The 18,928-nt window shown below is 73.5% G+C and carries 16 protein-coding genes; 8 read left to right on the plus strand and 8 right to left on the minus strand.

Annotation, left to right across the window (positions count from 1 at the left end):
* Positions 1–163 precede the first annotated feature (163 nt).
* From RM609_RS16730 to RM609_RS16740, 3 genes are all read left to right on the plus strand, one after another.
* On the plus strand, positions 164–1,552 hold the full coding sequence (locus RM609_RS16730) for a helix-turn-helix domain-containing protein (protein ID WP_311611684.1): 1,389 nt from the start codon (positions 164–166) through the stop codon (positions 1,550–1,552).
* A gap of 325 nt (positions 1,553–1,877) precedes the next feature.
* Entirely contained in the window at positions 1,878–2,582 is a 705-nt protein-coding gene (locus RM609_RS16735) for a response regulator (protein ID WP_311611686.1), read from the plus strand.
* A 2-nt stretch (positions 2,583–2,584) separates the two neighbouring features.
* On the plus strand, positions 2,585–3,733 hold the full coding sequence (locus RM609_RS16740; RefSeq protein WP_311611821.1) for a sensor histidine kinase: 1,149 nt from the start codon (positions 2,585–2,587) through the stop codon (positions 3,731–3,733).
* Positions 3,734–3,871: 138 nt separating this feature from the next.
* Here the strand turns inward: RM609_RS16740 and RM609_RS16745 are convergent, their stop codons facing one another.
* Complete coding sequence (locus RM609_RS16745; RefSeq protein ID WP_311611687.1) at positions 3,872–4,246, minus strand: STAS domain-containing protein; 375 nt, start codon at positions 4,244–4,246, stop codon at positions 3,872–3,874.
* Positions 4,247–4,642: 396 nt separating this feature from the next.
* Between RM609_RS16745 and RM609_RS16750 the strand changes: the two genes are divergently transcribed.
* Both RM609_RS16750 and RM609_RS16755 read left to right on the plus strand, forming a co-directional pair.
* Positions 4,643–5,209 carry a sigma-70 family RNA polymerase sigma factor gene (locus tag RM609_RS16750; protein ID WP_311611689.1) on the plus strand — a complete coding sequence of 189 codons (567 nt, stop codon included), beginning with the start codon at positions 4,643–4,645 and terminating at the stop codon, positions 5,207–5,209.
* Positions 5,206–6,411 (plus strand): maleylpyruvate isomerase N-terminal domain-containing protein, encoded by a 1,206-nt coding sequence (locus RM609_RS16755; RefSeq protein ID WP_311611691.1) that lies wholly within the window; start codon positions 5,206–5,208, stop codon positions 6,409–6,411. The genes RM609_RS16750 and RM609_RS16755 overlap by 4 nt, the downstream gene beginning before the upstream one ends.
* 67 nt (positions 6,412–6,478) lie before the next feature.
* Here RM609_RS16755 and purU read toward each other — a convergent pair whose 3' ends face one another.
* The 4 genes from purU to RM609_RS16775 all read right to left on the minus strand — a co-directional run bounded on the left by purU (position 6,479) and on the right by RM609_RS16775 (position 11,410).
* Complete coding sequence (gene purU, locus RM609_RS16760) at positions 6,479–7,342, minus strand: formyltetrahydrofolate deformylase (protein ID WP_311611692.1); 864 nt, start codon at positions 7,340–7,342, stop codon at positions 6,479–6,481.
* 114 nt (positions 7,343–7,456) lie between these two features.
* The gene (locus RM609_RS16765; RefSeq protein WP_311611822.1) at positions 7,457–7,900 is read right to left on the minus strand and encodes an SCO4402 family protein; all 444 of its coding nucleotides are present in this window, start codon (positions 7,898–7,900) and stop codon (positions 7,457–7,459) included.
* A 116-nt stretch (positions 7,901–8,016) separates the two neighbouring features.
* Positions 8,017–9,426: a hypothetical protein gene (locus RM609_RS16770; protein ID WP_311611694.1), complete on the minus strand. Its 1,410-nt coding sequence runs from the start codon at positions 9,424–9,426 to the stop codon at positions 8,017–8,019.
* A gap of 595 nt (positions 9,427–10,021) precedes the next feature.
* Positions 10,022–11,410, minus strand: a complete 1,389-nt coding sequence (locus RM609_RS16775) for an NsdA family TPR-like regulatory protein (RefSeq protein ID WP_311611695.1) — start codon at positions 11,408–11,410, stop codon at positions 10,022–10,024.
* A gap of 350 nt (positions 11,411–11,760) precedes the next feature.
* Here RM609_RS16775 and RM609_RS16780 point away from each other — a divergent pair, with 350 nt between their 5' ends.
* The 3 genes from RM609_RS16780 to RM609_RS16790 all read left to right on the plus strand — a co-directional run bounded on the left by RM609_RS16780 (position 11,761) and on the right by RM609_RS16790 (position 15,067).
* Positions 11,761–12,429, plus strand: coding sequence for a bifunctional DNA primase/polymerase (locus RM609_RS16780; protein ID WP_438828461.1), 669 nt, complete (start codon positions 11,761–11,763; stop codon positions 12,427–12,429).
* Between the two features lie 182 nt (positions 12,430–12,611).
* On the plus strand, positions 12,612–13,409 hold the full coding sequence (locus tag RM609_RS16785; protein WP_311611698.1) for an ABC transporter ATP-binding protein: 798 nt from the start codon (positions 12,612–12,614) through the stop codon (positions 13,407–13,409).
* Entirely contained in the window at positions 13,406–15,067 is a 1,662-nt protein-coding gene (locus RM609_RS16790; protein WP_311611699.1) for a transporter, read from the plus strand. The genes RM609_RS16785 and RM609_RS16790 overlap by 4 nt, the downstream gene beginning before the upstream one ends.
* Positions 15,068–15,119: 52 nt before the next feature.
* Here RM609_RS16790 and RM609_RS16795 read toward each other — a convergent pair whose 3' ends face one another.
* From RM609_RS16795 to RM609_RS16805, 3 genes are all read right to left on the minus strand, one after another.
* Positions 15,120–16,553: an FAD-dependent monooxygenase gene (locus RM609_RS16795; RefSeq protein WP_311611701.1), complete on the minus strand. Its 1,434-nt coding sequence runs from the start codon at positions 16,551–16,553 to the stop codon at positions 15,120–15,122.
* Between the two features lie 138 nt (positions 16,554–16,691).
* Positions 16,692–17,588, minus strand: coding sequence for an alpha/beta fold hydrolase (locus RM609_RS16800; RefSeq protein WP_311611703.1), 897 nt, complete (start codon positions 17,586–17,588; stop codon positions 16,692–16,694).
* Between the two features lie 503 nt (positions 17,589–18,091).
* Positions 18,092–18,784 (minus strand): iron-dependent transcriptional repressor DtxR, encoded by a 693-nt coding sequence (locus RM609_RS16805; protein ID WP_311611704.1) that lies wholly within the window; start codon positions 18,782–18,784, stop codon positions 18,092–18,094.
* Positions 18,785–18,928 lie beyond the last annotated feature (144 nt).

Below are 18,928 nucleotides of genomic sequence, written 5' to 3' on the forward strand. Positions count from 1 at the left end.
TGCCCGCCGCGGAATCCTCGATGGGCCCGGTGTTCGTGGTGTCACCGTTTCCGGTGGTCTTCGGTATGGGCGGCACGGACGGCACAGGCGGCACGATTACATCCTCACGTAAGCAGATTTAACGTACGGCTTGGATCACGGCGCAATGTACCGAGGGGCGGAAGTGGCCGAGAACAGCACCCACGGCATACGGGCGGACGAGCCCTCCGACATCGGCCGCCGCGTCCTGCGGCTGCGGACCGAGAAAGGGCTCACCCAGAAGCAACTGGCCGAGCCCGCCTACACGGCGGCGTACATCTCCACCCTGGAGGCCGGCCGGGTCCGGCCCTCCGAGACCGCCCTGCGCCATCTTGCCGGGCGGCTCGGGACCACCGTCGAGGAACTGGCCACCGGGCGGCCGCCTCACCTTGCCACCGAGCTGCGGATGCGGCTGACGGACGCCCGGCGCACCCTGGCCACCGGGGACGCGGAGGACGCCGCCGCGCTCTTCCGCGCCCTGCGCGCCGAGGCGGCCGCGCTCTCACTGGTGAACGAGGAGTCCACCGCCGTCCTCGGGCTCGGCGACTGCGCGCTGGAGAGCGGCGACCTCACCGCCGCCCGCGATCTCTTCGCCGATGCCGAGACCCTCCTCGCCGACCAGCCGCTGCCGCGCCGCGTGCCCGCCCTGCGCGGCCGGGCCGTCGCCCACCTCCTCGCGGGCGAACTGCGCTACGCCTGCTACCTCCTGGAGACCGCCCTCGACGAGCTCAACGCCTCCGGGATGCACGACCCCGACGCCCTGCTCCTCCTCTACACCGCCTCCATCGCGCCCTACATGGACATGGGAGCGCACGCACGCGCCGCGCACGCCGCCGAGCTCGCGCTGGCGCTCGCGCCCCAGGTGGACGACCCGGCGCTCGTCGCCGCCATGCACCGGGGCGTGGCCCGCAGCCTCATCGCCGAGGGGCGCATCGCCGACGCGGACGCCTCCCTCGCCAAGGCCCAGGAGCTCTACCAGCAGCTGCACATACGGACCGAACTCGCCCACTGCCACTGGATGCGCGGCTACGTCCACGCGCAGGACGGCAATCTGCGCAAGGCCGAGAGCGAGCTGCGCACCGCCCGCGACATGCTGGCCTCCAAGCGGGCCGTGTTGTTCACCGTGCAGGTGGAGGTGGAGCTCGCGGACGTGCTGCGGCGCCGGGGGAAGGCGGCGGAGGCGGCGGAACTGCTGCGCCCGCTGCTCGCGCCCACGGCGCTCGGCGCCGAGCGGGGCGCCGTCCACGCGGGCGGGGCGCACCGGCTGCTGGGGCTCATCTCGGAGGACCGGGGCGACACGGACGCCGCCGAGGAGCACTACTGCGCGGCGCTGTCCCTGCTGGAGCGCACGGGCGCGGCGGGCGACCTCGCGGACCTGTGCCGGCTGCTGGGCGATCTGCTGCGGCGCACGGGACGGACGGAGGCGGCGCTCGACGCGTACCGGACAGGGCTGGGGCACCGGGCGGCGCCGGGGACGACCACGCTGGGGCCTGCGCCGAAAGCGCCGCCGCAGTGGCCTGTCGGGCGGATCTGACACCTGGGGGGCTCCGCCCCGGACCCCGTCCCGTAGGAGACGGGCGGACAGGCCGCCGCCGGGGGGTGCGGCGGCCTGCGACCGTGGGCCGCACCCGGCGGCGGGACCGGCGTCCCGCCCCCGCATGGTGCAGCATGGACAGCACTCTGCCGCCCGGGTCCCGGAAGGTCCATCCGCCCCGGGTCCCGGTTCGCCCCCCGCCGGTCGGCGGGGGTCGTCCGGCCCGCGGGCGGAGCCCTGGGCTCCGGCGGCCGCCGCCGGTACGGCAGGCTGGAGGGGCGGGGTCGCCGACGGCCCCGGTGGACGAGGGAAGAGGTAGCGGACGGTGATCCGTGTGGCGGTGGTGGACGACGAACAGCTCGTCCGGTCCGGGCTGCGGATGATCCTGGGCACGGCCCCGGACATCGAAGTGGTCGCGGACTGCGGTGGCGGCGAGGCCGTGGCCACCGTCGCCGCGCACGCCCCCGACGTCGTACTCCTCGACATCCGGATGCCGGACGTCGACGGCCTGACGGTGCTGCGCGCGCTGCGGGCCGCCCCCGACCCGCCGCGCGTCGCCATGCTCACCACCTTCGACACCGAGGAGTACCTCGCCGCCGCGCTGCGCGCGGGTGCCGCCGGCTTCCTGCTCAAGGACACCGACCCCGAGCAGCTGGTGCGGGCCGTGCGCACGCTCGCCGGCGGCGGGAGCGTCCTGGACCCGGGGGTGACCCACGCGGTCATCGGCGGCTATCTCGCCGCGGAGGCCGAGGGCACCGCCGCCGAGGCCGTACGGGGGCTGACCCCGCGCGAGCGCGAGGTGCTGGGGCTGCTCGGCGCGGGGCTGGCCAATCCGCAGATCGCCGAGCGGATGGGGCTGGCGCCCAGCACGGTCAAGGACCACGTGCGCGCGGTCCTCGGCAAGCTGGGCGGGCTCAACCGCGTCCAGGCCGCGATCGTCGCCGACCGGGCGGGGCTGGTGAGCACGGGCCCGGGCGCGCGCGGAGGGTCCCCCGGGACGGGCGGGGGAACCGGGAACGGACGGCCGTGACGATGCCGCCGTGGCGCGTCTCCCTGCCCTCCCGGGTGCCCGACTGGGTGGCGGTGGTGGGGCCCGCGCTGTTCGCGGCCGGGGACGCGCTGCTGGTCAACGGCGTCACGCCCCGGTTCTCGCTGTGGGTGTCGCTGTCGGCGGCGGTGGCGCTGCTGTGGCGGCGCCGGTTCCCGGCACCGGTCTTCCTGGCGACGCTGCCGGGGATGTACTACGCGTACATCTGGATCGCGCCGATGTTCGCGCTCTACACGCTGGCGGTGCGGCGCACGGCCAAGCCGCGCGCGGACAAGTGGCTGCTGGGCGGCGCGGGACTGCTGATGGCCGCCGCGCAGTTCCTGCCGTACCCGGTGTCCGACCTGGCGCTGGCCGACCGTCGCGAGGCGGGCGTCAATCTGCTCGACTCGATCGTGGTGGCGACCACGCCCATCGCCTTCGGGCTGCTCACCCGCGCCCGCCGGGAGCTGGTCGCCCGGCTCGACGAGCTGACGCGCAGCCGCGCCCGGGAGGACCGGCTGCTGTCGGACCGGGTGCTGGCCACGGAGCGCGCGCGGCTCGCCCGTGAGATGCACGACGTCGTCGCCCACCAGGTCAGCCTGATCAGCCTCCAGGCGGGGGCCGTGCAGATCAGCACCGGGGACGCCACGGCCCGCGAAGGCGCCCGGACGATCCGGGAGCTGTCGGTGCGGACCCTGGACGAACTGCGGCACATGGTGGGCATCCTGCGCGCCGCCGGGGCCGACACCGAGGAGCTCACCCCGCAGCCCCGGCTCTCCGACCTGCCCCGGCTGATCGAGCTGAGCGCGCTCGACGTCGCCTTCGAGGACGGCTCCGACCCGGGCGCCGAGCGCCCGGAGGCCGTGGAGCGGGCGGCGTTCCGCACGGTCCAGGAGGCGCTGACCAATGTGCGCAAGCACGCGCCCGGGTCGAAGACGCGGGTGCGGGTCTCGGAGGAGCCGGGGGAGCTGATGGTCGAGGTCCGCAACGGCCCGGCGGACGCGGCGGTACCGGCTCCGGAACTGCCCGGCGGGGGCCATGGCCTGGTGGGGCTGCGCGAGCGGGCGCAGAGCCTCGGCGGGACGCTGGAGGCGGGTGCGACGGACGAGGGCGGATTCGCCGTACGGGCCCGCTTCCCGCTGACGGAGCGCTGAGACTGACGGATCGCTGAATCAGTCGACCGATCGCTGAATCACCCGTGCCGGTGCCACGGTCCGGCAGATTATTGACGATGCAACCATTCCCCCGTCCGATGGAACGGTGGGGCGGCCTGATGACACGTCAAGCTGACGTCAGGCCGACAGCGGGTCCGTGCTCTCCTCGGTCGCGCTGTCCAGGTCCGGGTAGACCTCGAAGAGCCTGCGCACCCCCAGCGCGGCGAGCACCCTGTTGACGTGGGAGCCGTCCACCGCGCCCTGGGCGGGCAGGATCAGCCGCAGCCGCCCCTGGCAGGAGCGCATCAGCCGGCGGGCGGCGATCAGCACGCCCACGCCGCTGGAGTCGCAGAACCGGACTTCCGCGAGGTCGAGCACCAGACTCCGCCGCCCGTCCGCGACAGCCTCGTGCACGTGCTGCCGCACCGTTGGGGAGGTCACCAGATCCATCTCGCCGCAGACCCGGAGCACGGCCCAGTCCCCCCGCTCGTGCTCCACCACCTTCAACGTCACGCGCTCGAGCCCCTTCACTCGGTCTGTCGTTCCTATGGAATGGACCCTTCCGCGGTATGGCTGCCTGGCGCTTCCCCCGTGCGGCGCCGAGTGAAACACCGCGGTCTCGTACGCGGTACAAGCCGACCACTGTTGAGCCTATGCCCAGCTCGAACCGTTCCTCCCCATAGATCCGGTCACACCCGCATAACACATCGGCACATTCGTGCACGTACGATCGACCCCGATCGCCACATCCATGGATCATGCACTTACAGTGACCGCCCCAATACCACACGCGACATGGATCAGACGGCGCCTTTCCGGGATTCACCCCAAGCACTCGTGCGGTGTCGGAGCCGCCCGTTACATTCGGCGTGAGGGCGTACAGCAGTGCGTACTAAGGGGGCCGGGCCAATGACGAACGACGCGCCACCGCGCTGGGACCGCAGGATGCAGCAGCGCCTCGCGCACGGCGAGGCGGCGGCCCTCGGCGAGCTCTACGACCGTTTCGCCTCGCTCGTGCACAGCCTCGCCCACCGCGTTCTGGACGACGTGGCCGGGGCCGACCGCGTCACGCGCGAGGTCTTCGGCCACATCTGGGAGCACCCCGAGGAGTTCGACCCCCGGGAGGGCTCCCTGCGCTCCTGGATCGCCGGCCTGGCCCACCGGCACGCCGTCAGCAGGCTGCGGCGCACGGAGGCCGACGAGGAGCGGCCGGCGGCGGAGATCGAGGAGAAGGTGCGCGCCGCGAGCGCCGCCGCCCGCGCGGACTACATCGTCACGTCCATGCCCGCGCCCCTGCGGGCGGCACTGGATCTCGCCTACTTCCGCCGCCTCGACTACCGCCAGACCGCCGTACGGCTCGGCGTCACCGAGGACGAGGCACGGCGCAGACTCCGGCTGGGGTTACAACTGCTGTCCACGGCCCATGAGGGGCCACGCGCGGTCTCGCCGCCCGGCGGTGGGGCGGCGCTGCGATGAGCACGGCACCCCGACCGGGCGAGAACGGCTGGCACGGTGTGCCCGGGTCGCGCATACCTCCGCAGCGCGCCGCCGTGGAGGACGGCGCGGGCTGGGCCGCGACCCCGCTCGTCCGCTCCCACCCACTGCTCAAGTCACTGCTCGGCGCCTGGGCGCTGGCAGCCTGCTCGCCCGAGGAGACCGCCGCCGTCGAGGCCCATCTGACCGACTGCGCGCCCTGCGCCGACGAGGCCGTCCGGCTGCGCGACGCCGTCGCGCTGCTCCACCCCGAGGACAGCCTCGACCTCGACCCGGGACTGCGCGGCCGGGTGCTGGCCGGGGCGCTCAGCCGCAGACCCGCGCGGATACCGGTCCCCGAGTGGGCCGCTCCCTACGAAGCGGAGGCGTCCCGGCTCGACGCGCTGCTGCGTGACATCGGCGAGGCGGAGTGGCGGGCCCCGGTACGCCTCGAGTGGTTCGATGGGCGCTCCGCCGCCGCGCGCGAGGTGACGGTGGCGGATGTCATCGGCCATCTCACCGCGGTGGACACGGTCGTGGCGGGCGTGCTCGGCATGGCGGACCCGCTGCGCGGGGCGTCGCCCGAGGAGCGGACGGAGGCCCTGTGGGCGGCGGACGCGGCCGACCGGACGCCCGCGTCGGTCCGGGCCGCGTGGCGCGACCAGGAGCAGGCACTGGTACGGACGGTGTCCTTCGCGGGCGGCGCCGCGGCGGAGCTGTCCGTGGACTACGGGCCGTTCGCGCTGCCGCTGCGCGACGCCTTCCTGGACCGGGCCTTCGAGTGCTGGACGCACGCCGGGGACATCGCGGAGGCGGTCGACTACCCCTACGCGCCGCCGTCGCCGACCCACCTCAACGGCATGATCGACCTGGCGGCCCGGCTGCTGCCCGGCGCGATAGCCGCCCGGCGCCGCGCCGGCCTCGCACCGCCGGCGCGCACTCTGGTGGCGGCGGGGACACCGGGTCGTGCGCTCCATCTGGAGATCGAGGGGCGGGGTGGCGGACACTGGTACATCGCCCTGGACTCCCCCGGGGCGACCGGTACACCCGAGGGGGAGGTGGCGCATGTGGCGCTGGACGGGGTCGAGTTCTGCCGGCTGGCCGCGGGCCATATCCCGCCGGAGGAAGCGGCGGCGGGCTCGCTCGGCGACGCGGAAGCCGTGCGCGACGTCCTGTACGCGGCGGCATCACTGTCACGGCTGTGACACGCCGCTGACCCGTTCCTGAACCCTCCCCCGGCCCGCCCGGGCCGAGGGAGAGGCAGGGACGGAGTTACGCGAAGACGACCGTGCGGGTGCCGTTCAGCAGGACGCGGTGCTCGCTGTGCCACTTCACGGCGCGGGCCAGCGCCTGGCACTCGACGTCGCGGCCGACGGCCACGAGCTGCTCCGGGGTGACCTGGTGGCCCACCCGCTCGACCTCCTGCTCGATGATCGGGCCCTCGTCGAGGTCGGCCGTCACATAGTGCGCGGTGGCACCGATCAGCTTCACACCGCGCGCGTGCGCCTGGTGGTACGGCTTCGCGCCCTTGAAGCTCGGCAGGAAGGAGTGGTGGATGTTGATGATCCGGCCGGACAGGGCCTTGCAGAGATCGTCGGAGAGGACCTGCATATAGCGGGCGAGGACGACCAGCTCGACGTTCTCGGCCTGGACGAGCTCCAGCAGCCGCGCCTCGGCCTCCGCCTTGTTCTCCCTCGTCACCGGAATGTGATGGAAGGGGACGCCGTAGGAGCCGACGAGCTCGGCGAAGTCCGTGTGGTTGGAGACCACCGCGGCGATCTCCACCGGGAGGGCGCCGATCCGGGAGCGGAAGAGCAGGTCGTTGAGGCAGTGCCCGAACTTGGACACCATCAGGACGATCCGCATCTTCTCGTCGGCCCGGTGGATCTGCCAGTCCATCTGGAAGGAGTCCCCGACCGCCGCGAAGCTGGCCCGCAGCTTCTCCAGCGACACCGGCGCCTCGGCGCCGAAGTGGACGCGCATGAAGAACAGGCCCGTGTCGCGGTCACCGAACTGCTGGCTGTCCTCGATGTTGCAGCCGGTCATGAAGAGATAGCTGGACACCGCGTGAACGATGCCCTGCTTGTCCGGGCAGGAGAGGGTGAGGACGTACTGCTGGGGCTGTTCGGTGGTCATAGCCCAATAGCGTCGCATACCCGGGACCCTGCCGATGCCCGTAGGCGCCCCGTCGCCTCGGCGGTACCTCGTCGGTGCCCGCCAGTACCCGTCGGTACCTCGTCGCGAGCCGCGTCAGTACCTCGTCGCGAGCTCCAGCACCGCCAGCGGGGGCGGCGGAGCGTCCGGGTCGTGGCCGTCGCCCACGGCCATTCGCACATGCGCTTCACGGGCGGCGCGGACGGCCTCCGGCCAGCCGTGGTGCTCCAGATACGCGGACACCGGCGCGTCCGCCCCGACCTGGTGCATGATCCGCAGCACGCGCAGCACGGCGACGTCGACGAGCGCGGCCTCTCCCGAGTCCCGGAAGACCGTGCCGACGTACTTCTCGGCCGACCAGTTGTCCAGCCAGGTGTCCTCGACCAGGCGGTAGACGGCGTCGGTCAGATCCCCGTACTCCTCCCGGCCCGCCACCCAGCACTCCTGCTGGAAGACCGGGTCCGAGAGCATGTGCAGCGCCGAGCGCACGTTCGCACGCCAGCGCCACCACGGCATGTCATTGAGCGGCATACCGCCCATGGTGGTCGAGCGGCGGCCGCGACGGGAAGACTTCTCTGAACCCTGCACAACAATCGATCGTACGTTCCCGTGCGCCGGGCCGGGGCCCGGCCCCGGCATTCACGGCGCCCCGGCGCTCACAACTGGGTCCAGTCGTGCGGCGTCAGGCCGTACTGCCGTGCGATCGGGTTCCACAGGTCGGCCGCCTTCTTCTTCGCGGCCGTCGCGTCGGCGCTGGCCCGGTCGCCGTCGACGCTGTCGCGCGTCGGCCGGGCGTGGTCCTTCACACAGCCCTTCTTGTCCTTGGCCTGACGGGCCCAGGCCGCGTAGTGGCTGTCCGCCGACGCGGACGACTGCCACGCCTTCGTCAGCTGGGCGGTCAGGGCGGCGCTGTTGGACAGCTTGTCCGTGGGCGTCTGCCCCAGCCGGCCGACCAGGGCGTTGCGGTCGCCCGCGGCGGCGGTGAGATCGGCGGCGGACTTGTCGAGGTCCTTGCAGCTCCGGGTGGAGTCCACGGCCTTGATGACCGCGTCCCGGCTGTTGTTGCTGTCCTTCAGCAGCGCGTCCAGCGCCTTGGCCTGCGCCGCCGCCGGGTCGTCGGTCTTGGCCGACGGCGAGGGCGTGGCGCTGGGGGTGTCCGCGGGCTTGGGCGGGGCGGAGGCGGGGGGCGCGCTCGTCGCCGGGCTCGCGGCGGCGGCGTTCTGCCGGTCGCCGCCGTTGTCGTCCCCGCCGCTGAGCAGCGCGCCCGCGCCGAGCCCGGCGACGGCGCAGCCCGCGACGACGGCCGCGATCACCACGGCCGGGGACTTCTTGCGGCCCGCCGGGCGGGGAGCGTCATGGCCGCCGCGCGGTGCCGCCGGGGGGCCGGGCACGCCCGGCATGCCCGGGCCGGCCCGGTGGCCCTGAGGGCCCTGGGGTCCCTGAGAGTTCTGGTGGCCCGGGTGACCCTGCGGGCCCGTGTGACCCTGCGGGCTCGGGGGGTAGCCGTACCCACCGCCGACACCGTGGGACGCCTGCGGCTGCCCGGGAAACTGCCCCGGAAGCTGCCCGGGAAAGGGCGCGGGCACGGATCCGCCCGGCGGTACGGGCGGCAACTGCTGTGTGGGCGTCGCGGAGCGGAACAGCGTGTCGAACTCGGCGGGCGGCGGCCGCTCCCCGGGCCGGGCCATCACCGAGAAGGGAGTGGCGGGCGTGGGGGTGGAGGTGGTGGGCTCGGCGGGCGGCGGGACGGAAGGGGAGCCCGCGGCGGGTGAGGACGCGGCTGCCGGGATCGCCCCGGCCGGGTCGGCCCCTGCCGGGGGGACGGGCGGCATGAGGGTGGTCGCGGCCTCGGCGTTCGCCGCGTGCGCGGGGGCGGACTCGTCGTCGCGCTCGTTGACGACGGGCGGGAGGTACTGCGTCGCGGCGGCGGAGTCCGCGCCGGGGACGGGCGGCAGGTACTGCGTGGCCGCTTCGGCGGGCATGAGGCCCGTGGGACCCGTGGGGCCCGCGTTGCCCGTGACGGGCGGGAGGTACTGGGTGGCGGCCTCGGCGCCGGCCCCGGTCATGGGCGGCAGGAAGGCCGTGGCCTCCGCGTCCCCGTGGGCGCCATAGGCAGCATGACCACCGTGGCCGCCGAAGGCAGGCGGGTTACCGAAGGCAGGTGGGTTACCGAAAGCCGGCGGGTCGCCGAAGGCCGGCGGAGTGCCCGGGTGCGAGGGCAGCAACTGCGTGGCCTCCGCAGCGGATTCGGGTCCTGAGTGCCCAGGACCCGTGCCGGGTATATCGGATATCTCGCGTATCTCCGGTATCGCGGGCGGTATCGCGGGCGCGCCGGCCCCGCCACCCGGCGGCGGGTTCTCCGGCGGGAGAGGGGCACCGGCCGTGGGCCAGGGCGTGCCCCAATCGGGGGCAGGCCGAACTGGCGGCGCGGGCGGGGCCGCAGGGCGCTGCGGCTCGTTTCCCTGTCCGCTCTGCGTCACCGGGACTCCTCAGGCTGTAACGGGACTTACGGGACCGGCGGCTCACGCTACCGGGTCCCGCGTCCGGTCGGCCCATGTGCCGCCCGTTCGCCCCGAAACGCCCCCTCTGCGAGCCGGTACCGCGCTTCCCGCGGTGTCCTCGAACGCCGGACGGGCCGAAATCAGCCCACCCGGCATCCGACTACGCCGCCTGCATCTCCATTCGTGCGCCGAACTCCCGTACCACCGGCTCGTCCCGGTACGGCTCCAGCCGCTGCTGGAAGTCGTCCAGGTACTCCGCGCCCCGGTTGGACCTCAGCGTGCCCAGCAGTTCCAGGGCCCGGCTGCCCGTGGCGACCGCCTCCTCCACCTCCCTCTGCTGCACATGCGCCGTGGCCAGGAGCAGTAGATCGATCGCCCGCCGGCGGACCCGGCCCGTCGGGTGCGCGGCCAGCGCCTCCTCGGCGTGGCGCCGCGCCGGTTCGGCCTGGCCCAGGTCACGGTGGCAGTGGGCCAGCTCGTCCGAGAGGTACGCCTGGTCGAAGTGGCGGATCCACGGCGGCTCGTCCCCCGATTCCCGGCCGCTGTCGGCGGCTTCGAGCCGGGAGACGGCCCGGCCCGCGACGACCTGGCAGGAGCGCGCGTCGCCGAGCAGCGCGTGGCCGCGCGCCTCGGCGGCGTAGAACATCGCCTCGGCCCGGGGCGGCACATGCCCCCGCGCCCCCTCCTGCGCGGCCTTCGCCAGCTGCGCGATCTCCCGTGGGTTGCCGAGCGACGCGGCGAGGTGGCTCATGCTGGCGGCCAGCACATACCCCCCGTAGCCCCGGTCGCCGGCCGCCTGGGCGAGCCGCAGCGCCTGGATGTAGTAGCGCTGGGCGAGCCCGGGCTGGCCCGTGTCGACGGCCATGTAGCCGGCGAGCTCCGTCAGCCGGGCCACGGCCGCGAAGAGCTCGCGCCCGACCGCCTCCCGGTACGAGCCGGCGAGCAGGCCGGAGACGACGCTGTTGAGGTAGTGGACCACCACCGGGCGGACGTGCCCGCTGCCGTAGCGGTGGTCGAGCTCGACGAGGGCCTCCGTGGTGGCCCGGACGGCCTCGACGTCGGCGATGCCGACCCGCGCCCCCGCGCTCCTGGCGACCTGCGCGTCGGCGGCGGTGATCAGCCAGTCGCGGCTGGGCTCGACGAGCGCGGAGGACGCCACCGAGGTGCCGCTGAGGAAGTCGCGCCGGCCGACATCGCTGCGCCACAGCTCGCAGACCTGCTCGATCGCGCCGAGCACGGTCGGGGAGAACTGGAGCCCGACGCCGGAGGCCAGGTTCTTGCCGTTGGCCATGCCGATCTCGTCGATCGTCACCGTACGGCCCAGCTTGCGGCCGAGGGCCTCGGCGATGACGGCGGGGGCCCGGCCGCGCGGCTGCTGGCCGCGCAGCCAGCGGGCTACGGACGTCTTGTCGTAACGCAGGTCCAGTCCGTGCTCGGCGCCGCACATGTTCACTCGGCGCGCCAACCCGGCGTTGGAGCAGCCGGCTTCCTGGATGAGCGCCTGCAACCGTTCGTTCGGCTGCCGCGCCACAAGTGGCCTCGCGGCCATGCTTTACCCCCTGAGACTGCTGATACCGCTATGCGTTCGCGATGAGTTCCGCCGGATGCGGAACAGCCGATTCGGCCGTGAACGCTCTCTCCCGTGATCTTTGCCCCCTGGATATCCGGAGAATGCAGGACTTGCCGGTATTCGCGCCAATCGCGGCGATCCACGCCCGTAGCCACCGCCTCGGTGGACTTCGCCGTCAACCGCCGCCCAGGTGGCTACCCCTTCGCGGCGGCGAACCCTCGCCTGCGCCCCCGTACATGCATCCGTGCGCCCCGCGTGCTGTTACCGGCAGTTGCAACTAGCCTGTGCCGCTGCCGTAACCCCTGATGTCAAGGGGAGTTGTGTTGAACGTGGAAGAGACCATCGGAGTAGGAGCCCCGCACATTCCCCAACAGCGCGGCGAGCGCGTGCTCGACGCCGCCGTGAGATACGCGGAGGACCGGCACTGGGACGTTATTCCGGGCACCTGGCTGGAGGCCGTCGAAGGACGGGAGCGCTGCTCGTGCGGGGAGTACGAATGCCCCGCCCCCGGCGCCCACCCGTCCCGGCCCGACTGGGCCTCCCAGGCCACGGGGAGCGCGTCCACGGCCCGCCGGATGTGGACCAAGCAGCCCCGCGCCTCGATCCTGCTGCCCACGGGCCGCACCTTCGACGCGCTCGAGGTCTCCGAGTCGGCGGGCTTCCTGGCGCTGGCCCGCATGGAGCGGATGGAGATCCAGCTCGGCCCGGTCACCTGCACGCCCTTCCGCCGGATGCTCTTCTTCGTCCTGCCCGGCGGCTCCCTGAAGGTCGCCGACCACGCCCGCAGGCTCGGCTGGTCCCCCGCCACGCTGGATCTGGTCGCCCACGGCGAGGGCGGCTACGTCGTCGCGCCCCCCTCCCGGATCGGCAACCGGGGCCGGGTCCAGTGGGCCCGTCAGCCCACGCCCGCCAACCGCTGGTTGCCGGACGCGGAGGAGCTGGTCAGCGCCCTCGCCTACGCCTGCGGCCGGGGCACCGCCCCGGCGAGCTGCCGCTGACCGGCGCGTGGCGCGTCGGGACAACGGCTGGCGGGGCCGGGGCGGGCGGCACCGCCGGCCGGCAGCCCGCGAACTCCTGACAAACCTCATGCCCCCGCCCCTCGACGCGGCCCTAGGGTGGAACCGGGGGCAGGGCGGTGCTCGTCCCCCGGAACAGCACTCGGGGATTTGAGGGACAGCACGTGGGACGGGAAACGACAACGGAGACCGGCATACCGGCGGTCCGCGTCGAAGGACTGTGGAAGCGGTTCGGCGAGCAGGTGGCGGTCGCCGGGATCGATCTGGAGATACCCGCGGGCCGGTTCGTGGGCCTGGTCGGCCCCAACGGCGCCGGGAAGACCACCACCCTCTCCATGGTCACCGGGCTGCTGCGCCCGGACTCCGGCCGGGTGGAGATCGGCGGGGCCGACGTCTGGCAGGACCCGGCCGCCGTCAAGGCCCGCATCGGAGTGCTGCCCGAGGGGCTGAGGATGTTCGAGCGCCTCTCGGGGCGTGAACTCCTCGCCTACACCGGGCGGCTGCGCGGCCTGCCCGGTGACGAGGTCGACAAGCGCGCCGCCCAGCTCCTGGACGTCCTCGACCTCGCGGGCGCGCAGAACAAGCTCGTCGTCGACTACTCCACCGGTATGCGCAAGAAGATCGGCCTGGCCGCCGCGCTGCTGCACAACCCCGAAGTCCTCTTCCTCGACGAGCCGTTCGAGGGCGTCGACCCGGTCTCCGCCCAGACGATCCGCAAGGTCCTGGAGCGCTACACCGCCTCGGGCGCCACCGTCGTCTTCTCCAGCCATGTGATGGAACTGGTGGAGTCGCTGTGCTCCTGGGTCGCCGTACTGGCCGGCGGCCGCATCCGCGCCCAGGGCCCCCTCGCGGACGTCCGCGGCGACGCGCCGACCCTCCAGGACGCGTTCCTGGAGCTCGTCGGCATGCGCGGGCACTCGGACGGCGACAACCTCGACTGGCTCGGCGGCGGCGCCCGATGAGCACGGCCACCACCCCCTCCGTCCCCGGCGCCACCACCGCCTCCTCTCCGGCCACGACGGCCACGATCCAGGCCTCCACCGCCGTCTTCGTCCGGCTGAAGCTGTCGCTGCTGCGCAACGGGCTGCGGCAGTCCTCCGGCCGCAAGGCCGTCTGGATCACCTCCCTCGTCATCGTCTCGCTCTACGCCGCGCTCCAGCTCCTCGGCTTCATCGCGCTGCGCGGACACGCCCACGTCGGCGCCCTGACCGTGTGCACGGCGGCCCTGCTGGCGTTCGGCTGGGCGGTGATGCCGCTGTTCTTCCCCGGCGGCGACGAGACCATGGACCCCAGCCGGCTGGTGATGCTGCCGCTGCGTCCCACCCCGATGATGGCGGGCCTGCTGGCCGCGGCCCTGGTGGGCATCGGCCCGGTGTTCACCGTGATGGTGCTGATCGGCGCCGTGATCGCGAGCGCCCATGGCGCCGCCGCCTTCGCCGTCGGCATCCTGGCCGTCCCACTGGCCCTGCTGGTCTGCCTGGCCCTGGCCCGGGCCGTGGCCACGGCCAACGTCCGCCTGCTGACCAGCCGCAAGGGCCGTGACCTGGCCCTGCTGAGCGGCCTGCTCATCGCCGTGGGCGGACAGCTCCTCAGCCTCGCCATGCAGAAGCTCAACGGCGCCGGCATGGGCAAGCTGGAGTCCGTGGCCGACGTCCTGCGCTGGATCCCGCCGGGCTCCGCGCTGGACGCCGTCCGGGCCGCGAGCGACGGCGCGTACGGGCGTGCCGCCACCGGGCTGGCCCTGACCGCCGTCGCGCTCGCCGCGGTGCTGTGGTGGTGGCAGCGGGGCCTGACGAAGGTCATGACCGCGGGCGACGCCTCCACCCTCGGCGCGGCCTCCGTCACCAAGCCCGAGAAGGCCCGCGCCGACGGCTCCGGCCTCGCCCGGCTGCTGCCCGCCGGCCGCACGGGCACCGTCATGCACCGCTCGCTGCGGTACATCTGGCGCGACCCCAAGACCAAGGCCTCCTGGGTCTCCGGGCTCGCGGTGGGCGCGCTGGTGCCGATCGTCAACGCGGCGCAGGGCATGTCCAACATCTGGTTCGCCATGTTCGCGCCGACCATGCTCGGCCTCCAGATGTACAACCAGTTCGGCCAGGACGGCCCGGCCTTCTGGATGGTCCTCCAGACCATCGGCTCCCGCCGCGACGCCTACGCCGAACTGCGCGCCCGCGCCCTGTCCTTCTCGCTGATCGCCGTCCCGTACGTGGTCGTCGTGGTCACCGGCACGGCGTACTTCACCGGCAAGTGGCAGGACTGGGCCGAGGTCCTGGGCATGTCCTTCGCCCTCCTGGGCGCCCTCTTCGCCACCGGCGCCCTGGCCTCGGTCCTGGCCCCGTACTCGATCCCCCAGGACAGCGGCTTCAAGAACGTCGCCCCCGGCCAGGGCGCCCTCGCCTGGTTCGGCATGCTGGGCGCCCTGATCGGCGCGGTCCTGTGCGCCCCGCTGGGAGCGCTGGCGATCGGCCTCCACATCGCGGACGCGCACAGCTGGCTGTGGATCGTGCTCCCGCTGGGAGCGGCCTACGGCGTCCTGACGACCTGGGCGGGGCTGCGCCTGGCGGCACCGCGCATGCTGGAACGACTGCCGGAGATCCTCACGGCGGTGAGCAAGGGGTAGGCCCACGCCGGGCGGGCCGGATTCAGCCCGTCCGGCGTTCGAGGCGCAAGGCTCACTCCTCCGATACGGCCTCGATGTATCCGTCCGGCCGCACGAGCAGCGTCACCCGCTGCGCGTCCGCCCGCGTCACGGTGGTGACGGCGGGCTCGTCCTTCACCTCGACCCCTCGCGGCACCACCCGTACGTACGTCCCCGCGCGCAGCGCCTCGTACAGCCGCGACGGGCGCCCGTCCAGCTCCGCCAGCGGCAGGTCCGGCGCGCGGCGGCCGGTCAGCGGGTGGGAGCCGGGCGGGGCCGGGTAGTGGATGCCGATGCCGGAGACGTACAGCGCCGCCCGCCGCACCGCGAACGGCGCGACCCGCGCCACGGTGCCCACCGCGTTGCGCACGCCCCTGGTGAGCGGTGTGGACGCCATGGCCGTGCGGACGAGGGCGCCGCTGATGCGCAGCACCATCGCGCCGACCGGGTGCCGCTCCTCGTGGTAGCTGTCGAGGAGGCGCTCGCCGCCCCGGCCGGCGAGGACGGCGGCGAGCTTCCAGCCGAGGTTGGCGGCGTCCTGGACGCCCGCGTTGAGGCCCAGGCCGCCGGCCGGGGAGTGGACGTGCGCGGCGTCGCCCGCCAGGAAGACACGGCCGTCCCGGTAGCGCGGCACCTGGCGTTCGTCGCTGTGGAAGCGCGAGGTCCAACGGGGGTCGCGCATGCCGAAGTCCTTGCCGAAGGCGGTCCGGGTGACGGCCTTGAGGTTCTCGAAGTCGACGGGGGCGCCGGAGGGCAGATCCGAGCTCCGGTCCCAGGCGATGACCCGGTACCAGCCGTCGCCGAAGGGGACGACGAACGCGAAGCCGTCGGCCGTGCCGCTGAAGGCGGGCACCTCGGTGGGCGCGGCGTCCAGCCGTACGTCGGCGAGCATGACCGAGCGCAGGACGGCCTGCCCCGGGAAGGGCATCCCGATCGCCTCGCGGACGGCGCTGCGCACCCCGTCCGCGCCGACGACATAGCGGCCCCGGTAGGTGACGGGCTCCCCGCCCTCCTCGGCGGGCGCCACGTCCACGTCGACGCCCTCCGCGTCCTGCCGCAGCCCGGTGACCCGCGTGCCGCGCCGGATGTCTGCGCCGGCCGCGAGCGCGCGCTTCTCCAGCAGCCCTTCCAGTTGGTACTGAGGGGTGATCAGGACGCCGGCGAAGCGGCTGTCGAGGGAGGTCATCTCCACGCGGGAGCCGCCGGGGAGCCGCAGTCCGGGCAGGAACGTGCCGGTCGCGATCAGCGGCTCGGCGAGCGCGCGGGCGTCGAGCACCTCCAGGGTGCGCGCGTGGATGCCGAAGGCGCGGGTGAGGTTGGATTCCTCGGCGCGCTTCTCCAGCACCACGACCCGCACTCCCGCCGCGGCGAGATCGCCGGCGAGGAGGAGGCCGGTCGGGCCGGCCCCTACGACCAGGACGTCCGCGGTGAACCCGGACGGGGCGGATGGGACGCGTGCGGAGGTCATGACGGCTCCCGGTGAATCGCTGTGGCACGGCCGGGGCTCGGCTCGTACTACCAGTGCACACCCGCCCATACGGATATGTCAACGCCTGTTGAATTAATGGGGAGAGCCTTGCCCCAGGGCCTTGTCCCTACGCCGTCCCTACGCCGGAACAGCCGCCTCCAGAAAGGGTTCGGCCACGCGCCGCCAGCCGTCCGGCTGGTCGTAGTGGATCAGGTGGCCGGCGTCCGGCACCTCGGCGTAGCGGCCGCGCGGCAGCACCCGGACCATCTCCTGGGCCTCGGCCCGGCCCAGCGCGCCGTCCAGCCCGCGGACGACCAGCGTCGGGCACTCGACGAGGGCCAGCTCCTCCCAGTGCGCGTCATGGGCGTAGCCCTCGCGGGCCTGGAGCATCTGGCGGCGGAAGAACAACGGCCGCCAGCCGTCGGCGCGCTCGGCCATCACCTCCGCGTAGAAATCCCCGCGGCTGGGGGCGGGCCGCTCCAGCGTCGGATCGTCCTCGCCGAACCACTTCCGTACGTCCGCGAGGGTGGCGAACGGCACCGGCCAGGAGCCCAGCCACTGGATCCACTCGCGCTGGGTGGCCGCGCCGAGGGCCGAGGCGCGCATATCGCAGATGACCAGGGCACGGACGAGGTCGGGCCGGCGGGCCGCGAGCTGCCAGGCCGTGAGGGCGCCCATCGCGTGACCGATCAGGGTGACGGGCGCGAGGCCCAGCTGCTCGATGGCGGCCTCCGCGTCGGCGACATATGCCTCCCGGACATAGGGGCCGCTGACGGGCTTGTCGCTACGGCCGTGGCCGCGCTGGTCGAGGGCGATCGTGCGATAGCGCGTGGAGAGCCAGCGGGCCGTCTGCGCCCAGTGCGCGGCGCGGCCCAGGAGGCCGTGGAGGAGGAGCACCCCGCCCGCCCGGGAATCGGTGCCCGGCACCGGGCCGCCGCCGTACCGTCCGCGGCCGCCGGCCTTCGGCGGATCGGCGAACTCCCAGGCGGCGAGCCGCACCCCGCCGCTCCCCGTCACCTCGATACGCCGCACCATGAGCCCTGGCACCCCCTCGTCTCCCCCGAGCAGCTCCACCCTATGGAACTTCCATTCGAATGAACCGTTGTCGCGCGCAACACCCCTCGTTCGAGTGACCGGACGGCAGGATTGACCGTCTGTGGCCAGGGGAGAAATCGATCTGGGCGCGGACCGTTCGGGGAAGAAGGTCCGCGCGGCGCACCCTGGGAGCTCGGGGCTCCGGGTCGCCATGGGGGAGAACGGGGAGGTGGGGCCCCGGCCGCTCGTGAGGGCGCCGGGGCCCTTTTCCGTGTCCTCTGCCGCTTCCATCGCCGGTTCCGTGTCGACGCCGGTCCGCCGGCCTCATCCCAGCCCCTCCCCCCGGTCGGCTGCGCGCGCATATGCGTTTCGGCATTTCGGCACTCAGCGCCAGCGTGGCACGGCTCGGCCCCGGGCGCGCCGATTCCGCCGCGGCTCGGCAGCTTTACGTAAGGCGGTATACGTACCCGGCGCGGCCGGTCCGTGCCCGGCGTCGAGGCAGGTCAGCGCTTGGCGACGAAGACATGCGCGGCGATGTCCGCAGCCAGCTCGGCGGCCTCGCCACTGCTGCCCACCATCACTCCACCGGGCGACTCCGTCACACTGACCACCGCGCCCGGCTGCACACCGGCCCGGCGCAGCGTGTACATCAGCTGGGCGTCCGTCTGGATCGGCTCGCCGATGCGGCGCACGACGACGGTCTTGCCGTCGGTGCCCGGCTCCAGATCCATCAGGCTGACCATGCCGTCATTGAGGAACGGGTCGGCCTCGGCCTTCTCGCCCAGCTCCTCCAGGCCCGGAATCGGGTTGCCGTACGGCGACTCCGTGGGGTGGCGCAGCAGCTCCAGCACCCGCCGCTCGACGGCCTCGCTCATCACGTGCTCCCAGCGGCAGGCCTCGGCGTGCACCTGCTCCCACTCCAGGCCGATCACGTCGACCAGCAGGCACTCGGCCAGCCGGTGCTTGCGCATCACGCGGGTGGCCAGCTGCCGGCCCTCCGCCGTGAGCTCCAGGTGACGGTCGCCCGCGACCGTGACCAGTCCGTCGCGCTCCATGCGGGCCACGGTCTGGCTGACCGTCGGGCCGCTCTGATCGAGCCGCTCGGCGATGCGGGCGCGCATGGGGACCACACCTTCCTCTTCCAGCTCGAGAATGGTGCGGAGGTACATCTCCGTGGTGTCGATCAGTCCGGACATGCCGTGCCCCTCGATAAGTCGTGCGCTGGCCCTGGACTCAATTCTGACGCATGGGACCGACAACGGGACCGCCCACACCTCCGCCCGCCCCGTCCGTATTGACAGCGCCGTGGTCCAGCACGCAACGTGATCCGCGCCACGAGA

It is taken from the genome of Streptomyces hesseae (assembly GCF_031845785.1).
Lineage (GTDB): Bacteria > Actinomycetota > Actinomycetes > Streptomycetales > Streptomycetaceae > Streptomyces > Streptomyces hesseae.